14 protein-coding genes are annotated in these 11827 nt (G+C 72.1%); 4 read left to right on the forward strand and 10 right to left on the reverse strand.

Annotation, left to right across the window (positions count from 1 at the left end; all coding sequences use genetic code 11):
* Positions 1-94: 94 nt before the first annotated feature.
* From ACFTQE_RS18635 to ACFTQE_RS18650, 4 genes are all read right to left on the reverse strand, one after another.
* Complete coding sequence (locus tag ACFTQE_RS18635; protein WP_376926469.1) at positions 95-1504, reverse strand: extracellular solute-binding protein; 1410 nt, start codon at positions 1502-1504, stop codon at positions 95-97.
* 93 nt (positions 1505-1597) lie between these two features.
* Positions 1598-2827 (reverse strand): Gfo/Idh/MocA family protein, encoded by a 1230-nt coding sequence (locus tag ACFTQE_RS18640; RefSeq protein WP_376926470.1) that lies wholly within the window; start codon positions 2825-2827, stop codon positions 1598-1600.
* On the reverse strand, positions 2824-3732 hold the full coding sequence (locus ACFTQE_RS18645) for a TIM barrel protein (RefSeq protein WP_376926471.1): 909 nt from the start codon (positions 3730-3732) through the stop codon (positions 2824-2826). The genes ACFTQE_RS18640 and ACFTQE_RS18645 overlap by 4 nt, the downstream gene beginning before the upstream one ends.
* A 109-nt stretch (positions 3733-3841) precedes the next feature.
* A complete protein-coding gene (locus tag ACFTQE_RS18650; protein ID WP_376926472.1) occupies positions 3842-4201 on the reverse strand; it encodes a metalloregulator ArsR/SmtB family transcription factor in 360 nt (119 codons plus the stop codon).
* A gap of 67 nt (positions 4202-4268) precedes the next feature.
* Between ACFTQE_RS18650 and ACFTQE_RS18655 the strand changes: the two genes are divergently transcribed.
* Positions 4269-5651, forward strand: a complete 1383-nt coding sequence (locus tag ACFTQE_RS18655; RefSeq protein WP_376926473.1) for an FAD-dependent oxidoreductase — start codon at positions 4269-4271, stop codon at positions 5649-5651.
* Between the two features lie 68 nt (positions 5652-5719).
* Positions 5720-6133, forward strand: coding sequence for an arsenate reductase ArsC (locus ACFTQE_RS18660; RefSeq protein WP_376926474.1), 414 nt, complete (start codon positions 5720-5722; stop codon positions 6131-6133).
* Positions 6134-6202: 69 nt separating this feature from the next.
* Here the strand turns inward: ACFTQE_RS18660 and ACFTQE_RS18665 are convergent, their stop codons facing one another.
* A complete protein-coding gene (locus ACFTQE_RS18665; RefSeq protein WP_376926475.1) occupies positions 6203-7405 on the reverse strand; it encodes an MFS transporter in 1203 nt (400 codons plus the stop codon).
* Between the two features lie 75 nt (positions 7406-7480).
* A complete protein-coding gene (locus tag ACFTQE_RS18670; protein WP_376926476.1) occupies positions 7481-8146 on the reverse strand; it encodes an asparagine synthase in 666 nt (221 codons plus the stop codon).
* 103 nt (positions 8147-8249) lie between these two features.
* Here ACFTQE_RS18670 and ACFTQE_RS18675 point away from each other — a divergent pair, with 103 nt between their 5' ends.
* Complete coding sequence (locus ACFTQE_RS18675; RefSeq protein ID WP_376926477.1) at positions 8250-8828, forward strand: GIY-YIG nuclease family protein; 579 nt, start codon at positions 8250-8252, stop codon at positions 8826-8828.
* A gap of 16 nt (positions 8829-8844) precedes the next feature.
* Here ACFTQE_RS18675 and ACFTQE_RS18680 read toward each other — a convergent pair whose 3' ends face one another.
* From ACFTQE_RS18680 to ACFTQE_RS18690, 3 genes are read right to left on the reverse strand one after another with little or no spacing between them, the layout of a single operon-like run.
* A complete protein-coding gene (locus ACFTQE_RS18680; protein WP_376926478.1) occupies positions 8845-9447 on the reverse strand; it encodes a class I SAM-dependent DNA methyltransferase in 603 nt (200 codons plus the stop codon).
* Between the two features lie 32 nt (positions 9448-9479).
* Complete coding sequence (locus ACFTQE_RS18685) at positions 9480-9908, reverse strand: cupin domain-containing protein (RefSeq protein ID WP_376926479.1); 429 nt, start codon at positions 9906-9908, stop codon at positions 9480-9482.
* A gap of 36 nt (positions 9909-9944) precedes the next feature.
* Positions 9945-10172, reverse strand: coding sequence for a hypothetical protein (locus tag ACFTQE_RS18690; protein ID WP_376926480.1), 228 nt, complete (start codon positions 10170-10172; stop codon positions 9945-9947).
* A 47-nt stretch (positions 10173-10219) separates the two neighbouring features.
* Here ACFTQE_RS18690 and ACFTQE_RS18695 point away from each other — a divergent pair, with 47 nt between their 5' ends.
* Positions 10220-10744 carry a MarR family winged helix-turn-helix transcriptional regulator gene (locus tag ACFTQE_RS18695; RefSeq protein ID WP_376926481.1) on the forward strand — a complete coding sequence of 175 codons (525 nt, stop codon included), beginning with the start codon at positions 10220-10222 and terminating at the stop codon, positions 10742-10744.
* A 48-nt stretch (positions 10745-10792) separates the two neighbouring features.
* Here the strand turns inward: ACFTQE_RS18695 and ACFTQE_RS18700 are convergent, their stop codons facing one another.
* Positions 10793-11710: an NAD(P)-dependent oxidoreductase gene (locus tag ACFTQE_RS18700; protein ID WP_376926482.1), complete on the reverse strand. Its 918-nt coding sequence runs from the start codon at positions 11708-11710 to the stop codon at positions 10793-10795.
* Between the last annotated feature and the right edge of the window lie 117 nt (positions 11711-11827).

Consider the following 11827-nt stretch of genomic DNA (forward strand, 5'->3'; position numbering starts at 1 on the left):
GTCCTCGGCGCGGGCGGGCCCGGCCCCCCCCCCGCCGCCGGCGGGGAGCGAGCGCCCCCCCCGCCGGCGTCGTGGTGGTGCTGGTCGTCATCGCCTAGCCACCCGAGACCGCGTCGTCTCCGACGATGTCCTTCGCGGCGTCGGCGTAGGTGCTCGCGGCGTCGGCCACGCTCGTGCCCGAGACCACGTCGAGGCTCGCCTGCTGCAGCGCGGTCGACACCTGCGGGTAGGCGGCGAGCGGCGGGCGGTACGCGGTGATCGGCAGCACCTCTTCGCTCACGTACGTGAGCATCGGGTCCTCGGCGAGCATCTCGTCGTTCACGTCGGTACGCGGCGTGATCGCGAGGGTGCCGGCGTTCCGGGCCTCGTACGCGTCGGCCGAGTTCATGAACGCGAGCAGCTCCCATGCGAGCTCGGGGTGGTCGCTGTTCGGGTTCAGCACGCGGCCGGTGCCACCCGACATCGACACGAAGTCCTGGTCGTTGACGCCGGAGCCCGGCTTCATCGCGGGGATCTTCGTGTAGCCGACGACGTCGTCGCGGTTCGCCATCGGCGCGGTGCCGACGCCCTCTGCCGGGTTGATGACGCTCCGCCAGAAGTAGTCGCCCTCGAGGAGGATGCCGATCTGGTTCGAGGCGAACAGTTGGAACGAGGTGTCGCGGCCCGCCGCCTCCTGCTGGAGCACGGCGTCGCCGAGGCCCTCGTCGATGTAGATCGTCTTGTAGAGGTCGAGCACGTCGTTCAGGCCGTCGGTGTCGCCGACCCACTTGCCGTCCTCGTAGACCTGCTCGCCCGTGCCGACGAGCAGCGGCAGCAGGCCCTGCATCGTCGTCGCCTCGCCCATCGCGGTGCCCGCGTTGAGCTGGATCGGCGTGACGCCGTCGAGCTTCTTCAGGTCGCGGGCCGCGTCGAGCACGTCGTCCCAGCTCTCGGGCTGCCAGTCGGCGGGGAGGCCCGCCTGCTCGAAGAGGTCCTTGTTGTAGTAGAGCACGCGACCGTCTGCGCCCTGCGGCACGCCGTAGCGCTCGTCGTCGAACGAGAGCGCGTTCTGCACGGCCTCGGGGATCTGGTCCCAGCCCTCCCACGAGTCGACGGAGTCGCCGCCGACATCGGCGAGCGGCTTGATGTAGCCGGCCTCGGCGAACTCGCCGACCCAGATGCCGTCCATGCCGATGATGTCGGCGCCCTCTCCCGACTGCAGGTCGAGCGCGATCTTGGTCTTGTAGTTCTCGTCGTCGACGCCCTGGGGCTCGAACTCGACGGTGACGTCCTTGCCGTCCTCCTCCATCGCGGCTTCGAACTCGGGGATGACCCAGTCCGCGAGCCAGTCGGCCTCAGCGGCGTTCTTGCCGCCGGTGATGGCGTTCGCCGTGATCGTGAGGGTCACCGGGCCGTCGTCCTCCGACGCCTCGGGTGCCTCGCCGGAGCAACCGGCGAACACGAGGGCGCCGGCGGTCGCGACGGCGAATGCCGCCAGAACCCTGCGCTTGCTGTGATTGATCATCTTCGACCTCTCTCATCGATTCGCCCGCCGAGCCTCTCGTCGGCAGGGTGCTGCTGTGTTCTCGTGGTGCGGTGTTTCGTGGTGCGGTGGTGCTCAGGCCCGCCGGTCGCCGGCGGCACCCGCCTCCGACGACTCGCCGAGCGGGGCGCCGATCGAGTCGGCGAGGGTTCGGAGCATCCGCTGGCCGACGATGATGTCGGCGACTCCCTCTGCGACCGATGGGCCGGGCTCCGGATGCCCCGCGGCGAGTGCCGCGAACGATCGGAGCTCATGCTCGAACGCCTCCTCCTGCATCCATCGCGTCTCGGAGCGTCGCGACCCGAGGGGGTCGGCGTTCTCGACGACGGTGAGCACGGTGGGGACGTTCAGCACGTAGGGCACCGCGAAGGTGAGGGCGATCGTGCCCGTCTCGTGGTGGAAGGTGACGGTCTCGCGGTACTCGGGGTAGCGCGGGATGAAGTGCCAGTCGATCGACCACGGCACGTCGGTGCGCTCGGCGAGGTACCCGCCGAGGCTGAGCGATCCCGGGAACGCCGGGCCCGTGTGGCGGGCGCGGTCGACCGTGCCGATGCCGCCGACGAGATGCCGCAGGAGCCCGATGTCGTGCACGATCGAGCCGAGCACGACGTTCGTGTAGAGCTTCGGGAGCGGGGCGGCGGCGGCGCCGATCGCCGTGGCGACCGTCGCATCGGTCGCGGCGACGAGGGTCGCGAGCAGTTCGGGCGGCACGTCGGACGGCGGGGCGGAGAGGTTCGCGAACGCGAGCTGCGCCCCGTCGGCGGGGTGCAGCACCTCGACGCTCACGGCGCGCACGTCGACCTCGGCGAGCAGGGCCTTCGCGGCGGCCGATGCCGGGTCGTGCTCCTTCATGTAGCCGACCCGCACCCACTCGGCGAGGTCGATGCCGCGAGCGTCGGCGAGCGCCTCGAGCGACCGGACCTCGGCGATCGAGAACGCGAGCGGCTTCTCGGCGAGCACGCGGATGCCGGCGCCGACGAGCCGCGCGACATCCGGTGCGTGCGAACCCGCGGTCGCGAGGATCGCGCCGTCGACGCGGAGGGTGCCGGCGGCGACGGCGTCGATGAGCTCCCCGACGGAGTCGAAGGGCGCGACTCCGGCGCCGGATGCCTCGGCGATCTCGCGTGCCCGCGAGATCGAGAGGTCGACGACCGCGACGAGCTCGATGAGGTCGGCGTTGCGCCGGATGAGCGGCAGGTGCACGCTCTGGCTGATCGCGCCGAGGCCGATCACGGCGACGCGCACGCGTTCGCCGCGGGGCGCGGCGTCGACGCCGGCGGCGGGCTGCTCGTCGAACCCGGTCATGCGAACCACCGCCGCAGGCGCTCGCGGTTCGCGACTTGGTCGGCGCGGGCGCGGGCGACGTCGGCGGCGTCCTGCAGGATGACGTCCTGCTCGACGACGATCCAGCCGTCGTACCCCGAGTCGACGATCGTGTCGACGATGCGATCGACCTCGAGGTCGCCCTCGCCGAGCGCCACGAAGACGCGTCGCTCCCATATGTCGCGCATGGGGTCGGCCGAGCCGGCCGCCGCGGCGAGCACGGAGCGGTCGGCGTCCTTCAGGTGCACGTGGTTGATGCGCTCGGCCCACCGCGGGAAGTCGGTGACGGGGTCGCCGCCGCCGACGAGCAGGTGCCCGGTGTCGAACGTCAGGTCGACGTCGGTGTCGGCGAGGAACCGGTCGATCTCGCGTGGCGTCTCGATGTAGGTGCTCGCGTGGTGGTGGAAGGTCGGTTCGAGGCCCGCCGCGCGGGTGAGGTCGGCCGCGCGCTGCACGCGGGCGGTGAAGACGGCCCAGCGCGCGTCGTCGAGCTCGAGCTCGGGGGCGCCGCCCGGGCGCGCCTTGCGCTCGGGCGAGCCCGAGTCGGCGAGCGTCGGCTTCGGGGCGCGGTCGGGGGCCACGGCGGCGGCCGCGGCAAACAGCTCGAGCGTGGGGGCGAGCGCGGCGAACGCGTGCTCGAACTCCTCGTCGGTGCCCGCGAAGGGCAGGTCGACCCAGCCGCCCGCGAGCGCGAGACCGTGGCGCTCGAGGAGCTGCGGCAACCCGAGTCGATCACCGAACAGGCCGACCGGGCCGAGGTCGATGCCCTCGTAGCCCGCCTCGGCCACCCACGTCGCGAGCTGCTCGCCATCGGGCAGCGGCACGACATCGGGGCGGGAAAGTTCGAAGACGCCATAACTGACCGGCGCGTTCGCAGTTCGGATCACCGAGAGTCCTCTCAACCGTTGGGACGCTCCTGTGCGTCTCCGCGGTCAAGGGTAACTAAGTTCGGACATACTTACAACCGTACGAAGCGGGCTCGCTCCCCGCGTCGATTCAGACGCCGACGAGCGGTGCCGCGATCGCCTCGAGGGCGCCGGGCACCAGGCGGTAGTAGGCCCACGTGCCGCGCTTCGAGCGCGAGAGGATGCCGGCCTCGGTGAGGATCTTCAGGTGGTGCGACACGGTCGGCTGGCTGAGGCCGACCGGTTCGGTGAGGTCGCAGACGCACGCCTCCTGACCCTCGGATGCCGCGACGATCGAGACGAGTCGCAGCCGCACCGGGTCGGCGATGGCCTTCAGCGTCCGCGCGAAGACCTCGGCGTCCTCGGCGGTGATCGCCGCACGGGTCAGCGGCGCACAGCACGAGACCGGGGCGGCTTCGGCGTCCACCAGGGGGAGTTCGACGATCGTCATGCGAACCAGTCTCGCATATATTGACATCCATCGATATAGGCGGGACACTCTGTATCGACGAACTTCAATGAATGCCCCTTCCGACGACTGGAGCACCCGGATGACCCTCATCGACCTCACCGCACCGCGACCCCTCCCCTCGCGCCTGCATGCCCTCCCCGTCGCGATCATCGGAGCGGGCCCGATCGGCCTCGCCGCCGCCGCGAACCTCGTCGAGCGCGGCATCGACTTCGTGCTGCTCGAAGCGGGCGACCGGGTCGGGGCGAGCGTCGCCCAGTGGGGCCACACCCGCCTCTTCTCGCCGTGGAAGCACCTCGTCGACCCCGCGTCGCAGCGACTCCTGGCCGAGACCGGCTGGGTCGCCCCGACTGCCGAGTCGCTGCCCTCGGGCTCGGAGCTCGTCGAACGGTTCCTGGCACCCCTCGCCGCACTGCCGGCGATCGCCGACCGAACGCGATTCGGGGTCGAGGTCACCGCCGTCACCCGCGAGGGCATGGACCGCACGCGCACCACGGGTCGAGCGCAGACGCCGTTCCTGCTGCGCATCCGCACCGCCGACGGCGTCGAGGAGCTCACCGCGCGCGCCGTCATCGACGCCTCGGGCACCTACCGCACCCCGAACTCCCTCGGCTCCTCAGGGCTCGACCCGCTCGGCCTGCCCGAGGTCGAGCACCTCGTGAGCCACGCCCTGCCCGACGTGCTCGGTCGCGACCGGGCGCAGTTCGCCGGCGGGCACACGGTCGTCGTCGGCGCCGGGCACTCGGCCGCGAACACCCTGCTGAAGCTCGCCGAACTCGCCGAGCAGGAGCCCGGCACCCGCATCACCTGGGTCATCCGCAACGCGACGGCCGCCCGGGTCACCACCTCGCCCGACGACGAGCTGCAGGCGCGTGCATCGATCGGCGCTCGCGTCGACGCGCTCGTCGAGGCCGGCCGCATCGAGCTCGTCGATCGCTTCGAGATCGTGCGGCTCGCGCGCGGCACGGGCGACGAGGCATCCGCCGCCCTCATCACCGGCCGTCGCGGTGACGGGCTCGAGACGATCTCGGCAGACCGCATCGTGAACGCCACTGGCTTCCGGCCGAACCTCGAGATGCTCCGCGAGGTCCGCCTCGAGCTCGACGAGATCGTCGAGGCGCCGCGGCGGCTCGCCCCGCTCATCGACCCGAACGTGCACTCGTGCGGCACCGTCGAGCCGCACGGCTTCGGCGAGCTCGAGCAGCCCGAGCGCGACTTCTTCATCGTCGGCATGAAGAGCTACGGCCGGGCGCCGACGTTCCTGCTCGCGACGGGCTACGAGCAGGTGCGATCGGTGACCGCCTGGCTGGCCGGCGACGCGGCGGTCGCGCGCAACGTCGAACTCGTGCTGCCCGCGACCGGCGTGTGCTCGACGGGCGGCCCTGCGGCGATCGACAGCACGGCGCCGAGCGCGAGCGGATGCTGCAGCTGACCCATCCGTTCAGTCCGACGACACCTCACCCGTCTATGCTGCTGGCGACCACCGAGAGCGAGAACCCCGTGACCGACACCCCCACCGTCCTGTTCGTCTGCGTGCACAACGCCGGCCGCTCCCAGATGGCCGCCGGCTACCTGCGCGCCCTCGCGGGCGACCGCGTCGAGGTGCTGTCGGCCGGCTCCGAGCCGAAGGACGAGATCAACCCCGTCGCCGTCGCAGCCATGGCGGAAGAGGGCATCGACATCGCCGGCAACGCGCCGAAGGTGCTCACGGTCGATGCCGTGCGCGAGTCCGACGTCGTGATCACCATGGGCTGCGGCGACGCCTGCCCGATCTTCCCGGGCAAGCGGTACGAGGACTGGGAGCTCGAGGACCCGGCGGGCAAGGAGCTCGAAACGGTGCGGCGGGTGCGCGACGACATCCGCGCGCGGGTCGAGGCGCTCATCGCCGAGATCGCACCGGCCCCCGCCGCCTGACGCGGGCCGCAGGCGCGCCGACCGCAGGCGCGCCGACCGCCGAGCATCGGGCTCGCGTGCGTCGAGCGATCAGCTCGCTCGTGCCGTGAACATCGCGACGAACGCGAGCGCCGCCATGACCGCGGCCATCGCGGCGTAGGAGCCGACACCCGCGGCCACCGCCGGCCCGATCGCCGGCGAGAGGGCCATCGCGATCGTGATCGGCGCGGCGAAGGCACCGTTGATGGCGCCGTAGTTGCGCGTGCCCCAGCGGTCGGCGACCGCCGACGCCTGCACGAGCGTGTACGCACCGCGAACGGCGCCCGCGACGATGCCGATCGCGATGAGCAGCCAGATCGGGCCGGGAACGAGCGCCAGGGCGGCGAGCGAGAGCGCGGTGAGCGCGCAGACGACGGCGACCGGCACCCACGGCCTGGCCCCTCGCGGCAGCACGAGGAACAGCAGCCGGCCGATCACCTGCCCCGCGCCGATCAGACCCAGCGCGAGGGCCGCGAACTCGAAGGTCAGGCCCTTCTCCATGTACAACGGCACCGCGGCGAGCGTCGTGCTCATCAGCGCCACGCTGACGGCGATCATCGTGACCTCGAGCATCCAGAAGCGACGCGTGCGCAGCACCGAGGAGACCGTGTGCACGGCCCCCTCGTGCGCGACCGGTCGATGCGGCCATCGGCGTTCGAGCGACAGCAGGTGCAGCGGCACGGTGACGATGGCGAGCACCGCAGCGAGCACGAGGAAGCTCGCCCGCCAGTCGAGCACCGAGAGCAGGGCCGCGACGATCGGGGCGAAGATCGTCGAGGCGAGTCCGCCGGCCAGCGTCAGGATCGTCATCGGCACCTGGCGGCGTGCGGCGTAACGGCGAGTGATCACCGTGAACGCGGCCTGGTAGAGCACGGCCGACTGCGCGATGCCGCACACGACCCACGCCGCCGCGAAGAGCACGAGATCGGGCGCGGAGGCGACGCCCACGAGCCCGACCGCACCGACGAGCGATCCGAGGCTCATCACGGTGCGCGGCCCGCGCTCGTCGAGCAGGCGACCGACGAGCACTCCGGCGAACGCCGAGACCACGAGTCCGGCCGAGAAGGCGGCGGTGATCGCGACGAGCGACCACCCCGTCTCGCGCGCCACCTCGGGCGCCGCGACGATCATCGCGTAGTAGAGGATGCCCCAGCTGAAGACCTGCCCGATCGACAGGGCGGCGAGCCGAAGACCCGGTCGGCCCTCGGTCACCGGCGGCGCCTCGAGTTCGTCGATGCGGTCGGTGCGGCTCATCTCCCCCACGCTATCGCGGCGGGCGGATGCCCGGACCGGCCTGCCGTGAAGACTCGATGAAGTCCCGGTGCCGGCCTAGCCCACGAACCCGCGGAACGGGTCGTTCGCCTCGGCACGGCGCACCCGCTCGGCCTCGGCGGCGGCGACGCCGCGGTCGAGGTCGGCCAGCAGGTCGTGGATGCGATCGTCGCGCTCGGCCTCGTAGGTCTCGTCGACCTCGATCTCGGGCCACTCGCCCCACTCGCGGTCGAGGCGTGTCTCGATCGCGCCCGAGACCTCCGCCCAGGCCTCCTCGCGCGCACGCTCGGCGAACGCCGTGAGGTACTCGGGGTCGTTGCGGCGCGTCCAGAGTTCTTTCGCCACGGCGGCGTAGACCTGCTCGCGCCGGCGGAGGTTCGCGGCATCCGCCCGCCGGTAGTCGTGCTCGTGCGACGACCGGCCCTCGCGCTTCGCAGCGGCGGAGCGCGCCTCACTGGTGAGCTCGGCGACCTCGTCGGCCTCCTGCACGAGCTCGTAGAGCACCTCTCGGGCTGCCGCGGCCGCGCGCTCGGGCGCGAACGGCTCTTCACCGCGCAGCGCCTCGACGATCATGCGGTTCTTCAGCGCCATGCGGCCGGCGGACTCGGCGACGAGCACGCCTTCTGCGAGCATCTCGTCGAACGTCGGCATCGGGGCCTCGGGCAGCGCCGTGCGATCGAACGGCTTGAACCGCCGTCGCTCACGCTTGCGCCACAGGGGCATGCCGATCGACCTCCGAACTTCGGCGTCCGCCGCCGTTCGGCGGTCGGGAATCGAGCCTATCGCGGCCCCCTGTCGCGTCGGTGGTCGCGGCTAGCCTTCCGATATGAGCCGAGCGGATGCCGCAGGGCGGGTGTGCAGCATCCGCCTCGACGACGGCCCGTGCCCGGCGCCGGTCGCGGCGGATGCACCCCTCGACCTCTGCACCCGGCACCTGCTCGAGGCCCACGACTGGGTGGCCGGCGAGGTCGGAGTTACCGACCTGCTGCCCGAGCCCTGCCTCGTCTGCGGTTCGAGGGTCGGGGTCGTCTACCCGTCGGGTCGCATCTGCGCGATCTGCGAATGGCGGGTGGGCGACGCGCCCGATCACGGGGTGGCAGACCCCCGGGTCGACGTCGTCTACTACCTCGGCTACCGCGACCAGATCAAGATCGGCACCTCGGGCAACCCGCGCGTGCGGTTCGCGAGCCTGCCGCACGACGAGGTGCTCGCCTTCGAGCTCGGCGATCGCCTGCTCGAGCAGCGTCGCCACGCGCAGTTCGCGGCCCACCGCTTCGCGGGCACCGAGTGGTTCGGCGTGCACGACGAGCTGCTCGCCCACATCGCCGAACTGCGCCTCGGCGTCACCGACCCGTGGGCGCAGTACGACCGCTGGGTGAGCCGGCGGCTCGCAGCGCAGAGCTAGGGCCCGCAGCCCGGAGCTAGTTCGTTCGGCGAGCCACGACCGCCGCGTGAGGCCGACTGCCCGGCTCGGCGCGGGTGTGCACCTCTTCGACCGTGAAGCCCGCGGCCTCGAGACGCTCCGTCATGGCGGACGGCGGCCAGAAGTAGGCGGTCACGACCTTGTGCGGGAACGGCTCGACCCTCGCCCCGTCGAAGAAGCCGAGCAGCAGGGTTCCGCCGGGGGCGATGCACCGGGCGAACTCGTCGAGGGCCGGCGCCACCCGGTCGGGCTCGAGGTGGATCAACGAGTACCACGCGAGGACGCCGCCGAGAGCGGCATCGGCGACGCCGAGGTCGTCGAACGACGCCACCCTGAACGGCACCTCGGGGAATCGCTCACTCGCTCGCGCGACGAACGCGGGCACGAGGTCGACACCTTCGACGTCGTGGCCGAGCCGCCGGAGGTGGTCGGTCCAATGACCCGGCCCGCACCCGGCGTCGAGCGCCGGGCCGTCGAGTCGCCCGGCCCATCGGGAGATGAGTTCGCGATCGAGTTCGTGCATGTCGGCGACCGAGCCGAGCAGCGAGATGTACTCATCGGCCCGCCCGGTGTACGCCTCGCGCACCTCGGCCGTCGACATGCCGCCCGCCTGCCCGGTCGTCGTTCCGCCGACTACCAGGGCGACGGTCGGTCGTTGTCGCGCGAGCTGTCGTCGGGCAGGTGCGGCAGTTCGGAGCCGCCGGCGCGGATGCACAGCCACCGCAACTGCTCGGTGCCGTCGGGCGCGCAACGCCAGGTGCGCCAGACGCCTTGGCCCACGCGCACGACGCTGCCGGGGCCGACGTCGACGACCTCGTCGTCGAGGCCCATCTGCCCGCGCCCGCCGAGGAACACGTAGAGCTCCTCCACGCGCGAGTGCGTGTGCCAGTACCCGGCCTCTTCACCGGGTTCGAGCGCGTTCGCGGTCATGCCGATGTACTGCATCTCGAGGTCGTGGTCGACGACCCGCCGCCCGTCACGCGAGCTCTCGGGGCGGAAGCCGCCGAAATGCTCCCGCCACTCGTCGAGTCCGCCCATCTCCAGCACTTCGTAGTCGCTCACGTCGTCAGAGTAGCGGGCGGCACCGACACGTCGACGTCAGGGGCAGTGCAGCTGCGTGCGCTCGAACGAGCGGTCGATCGTGTGGCTCGCCATCGGCGCACCGCAGAGCGGGCAGCTCGGAGGTGCGGCCGGCGCCGGCTCCTCGTCGTACGGGCCCAGGGGCGGCGGCCCGATGTAGGGCAGCAGCTTGGCGTTCAGCCGGTCGATGAAGCCGGCGTAGCCGCGCTGGGCCCCGGGTGGCGTTTCCCGCTTTCTTCGTGTCACAATCATTAGTGTACTAATGATTTGCCGCCACGTCATACTGGAAGCCCATGAACGCCAGCAGCGCACTCCCCGCCACCGCCGATGAGACGGTCGCCGCAGACCGGGCGACGGCCGCGCCGACCGCGGCCGCACCCGGCGATGCCGACGACCTGCTCGCCCTCGAGAACCAGGTCTGCTTCGCCCTCGCCGTCGCCGCGCGAGGCGTGATCGGCGTCTACCGGCCGATCCTCGAACCCCTCGGCCTCACGCACCCGCAGTACCTCGTCATGCTCGCGCTCTGGCAGCGGAGCCCGCGCACCGTGCGCGACCTCGGCGAGGCGCTGCAGCTCGAGCCGGCGACGCTGTCACCGCTGCTCAAGCGACTCGAGGCGCAGGGCTACCTCACCCGCGAGCGCAGCACCCGTGACGAGCGCGCCCTCGACGTCGCGCTCACGCCTGCCGGGCGGGCGCTGCGCGAGCAGGCGCTCGCGATTCCGCCGCAGGTCGTCGACCGCCTCGGCATGAGCCTCGACGAGCTCGGGCGCCTCCGAGACCGGCTCACCGAGGTCATCTCGGCCGTGCAGCACGGCTGAGACCGCCAAGCACGGGCCGAGCCGCACACGCGTCGGGACCCGAGCCGCTCACGCCTCGGGGTCGAACCCCGCGACGCTGCCGTCGGCCGAGGCGTACTTCACGATGAGGCTCGCGTCCTTGCCGCCGAAGCCCTCGCCGATGAGCCGCTCGAACTGCTCGAGCGCGATGCGGGACGCCGGCATGGGCAGCCCGGCCGCTTCGCCCGCGGCGAGCGCGAAGGAGAGGTCCTTCTGGGCGAGCACCGCCGAGAAGGTGGCGTCGAACCCGCGGTTGGCGGGGCTCGTCGGCACGACGCCCGGGGCCGGGTACCAGGTGCGGAGCGGCCACGACTCCCCCGATGACACGGAGGCCACCTCGAAGAACTTCGCCGGGTCGAGCCCGAGCTCGGCGGCGAGCTGCGACCCCTCGGCGACGCCGAGCAGCGAGACGAAGAGCATGAGGTTGTTCGCGAGCTTCGCGGCGATGCCCATCGTCGGCCCACCGAGGTCGAAGACGTGCGCGGCGAGCGGCTCGACGAGACGCGTGGCCTCGGCGACATCCGCCGGATCGCCGCCGAGCATGAAGGTGAGGGTCGCCGCCTCGGCCCCCGCGATGCCGCCCGAGACGGGCGAGTCGACGAAGCGGAACCCGCGTTCGGCGGATGCCTCGTGGCAGAAGCGCGACGTCGCGACGTCGACGGTCGAGGTGTCGAGCAGCAGCGCCGAGGCGGGCACCGCCGCCCACACCCCGTCCTCTCCCCCGTAGACCTCGCGCACGTGTTCGCTGCGCGGCAGCGAGGTGAAGACGGCATCGGCGTCTCGCGCCGCCTCCTCGACGGTCGCGACGATGCGCACCCCGCGCTCGGCGGCGGCGGTGCGCGCCGCGGGCACCGGGTCGACGCCGCGCACGATGTGCCCGGCCGCGACGAGATTTCCCGCCATGGGCCCGCCCATGTGACCCAGACCGATCCACGCGATGGTGGCCATGGTTCCTCCCGACACCTCGATGTGCAGCACGCCCTCGCGTCCACGATACGGTCGGGGCCACCGGCGGGCAATGAGCCGGCCGGCATGCGAGCAGGGAGCGGGCACCCGTGTCGGGGC

Source organism: Agromyces sp. NPDC056965, assembly GCF_042673425.1.
GTDB lineage: Bacteria > Actinomycetota > Actinomycetes > Actinomycetales > Microbacteriaceae > Agromyces.

Bases quoted from the DNA above. Each gene is read 5' to 3' on its own strand.
- ACFTQE_RS18635 (WP_376926469.1), bottom strand. From the start codon at position 1,504: ATGATCAATCACAGCAAGCGCAGGGTTCTGGCGGCATTCGCCGTCGCG.
- ACFTQE_RS18640 (WP_376926470.1), bottom strand. From the start codon at position 2,827: ATGACCGGGTTCGACGAGCAGCCCGCCGCCGGCGTCGACGCCGCGCCC.
- ACFTQE_RS18650 (WP_376926472.1), bottom strand. From the start codon at position 4,201: ATGACGATCGTCGAACTCCCCCTGGTGGACGCCGAAGCCGCCCCGGTC.
- ACFTQE_RS18655 (WP_376926473.1), top strand. From the start codon at position 4,269: ATGAATGCCCCTTCCGACGACTGGAGCACCCGGATGACCCTCATCGAC.
- ACFTQE_RS18665 (WP_376926475.1), bottom strand. From the start codon at position 7,405: ATGAGCCGCACCGACCGCATCGACGAACTCGAGGCGCCGCCGGTGACC.
- ACFTQE_RS18670 (WP_376926476.1), bottom strand. From the start codon at position 8,146: ATGCCCCTGTGGCGCAAGCGTGAGCGACGGCGGTTCAAGCCGTTCGAT.
- ACFTQE_RS18675 (WP_376926477.1), top strand. From the start codon at position 8,250: ATGAGCCGAGCGGATGCCGCAGGGCGGGTGTGCAGCATCCGCCTCGAC.
- ACFTQE_RS18680 (WP_376926478.1), bottom strand. From the start codon at position 9,447: ATGTCGACGGCCGAGGTGCGCGAGGCGTACACCGGGCGGGCCGATGAG.
- ACFTQE_RS18695 (WP_376926481.1), top strand. From the start codon at position 10,220: ATGAACGCCAGCAGCGCACTCCCCGCCACCGCCGATGAGACGGTCGCC.
- ACFTQE_RS18700 (WP_376926482.1), bottom strand. From the start codon at position 11,710: ATGGCCACCATCGCGTGGATCGGTCTGGGTCACATGGGCGGGCCCATG.